The organism is Xenorhabdus bharatensis (assembly GCF_037996705.1).
Classification (GTDB): Bacteria; Pseudomonadota; Gammaproteobacteria; order Enterobacterales; family Enterobacteriaceae; genus Xenorhabdus; species Xenorhabdus bharatensis.
This window is the reverse complement of sequence record NZ_JBBMXG010000088.1, coordinates 1-285: the sequence shown is the minus strand read 5'-3', so window position 1 is coordinate 285 and position 285 is coordinate 1. Positions and strand designations below refer to the sequence as shown.

The 285-nt window shown below is 56.1% G+C and carries 1 protein-coding gene; it reads left to right on the top strand.

Annotated features, from left to right (window positions below; all coding sequences use genetic code 11):
- Positions 1-285 (top strand): tyrosine-type recombinase/integrase (locus AAC855_RS21340; RefSeq protein ID WP_340612138.1); only part of this gene is annotated, 285 nt, incomplete at both ends.

Below are 285 nucleotides of genomic sequence, written 5' to 3'. Positions count from 1 at the left end.
CAGCCTGACGCAGATAGTCCGCAATGCGCTTCATCGTGCTGAGGTTGAAAAACCGGGCGGTTGTCACCTGTTCCGCCATGCGATGGCCACGCAGATGCTGGAGAACGGCGCGGATACGCGGCATATCCAGGCCATATTAGGCCATGCCAGTCTGGAAACGACGCAAATTTATACGCGGGTCGCTATCGGACACCTGAAAGAAGTGCATCAACAGACACACCCGGCAGAGCGTGATAATCCGACAAAATCAACGTCAGAGAGCGGCTCAGGCCGTGCCAACGGAAA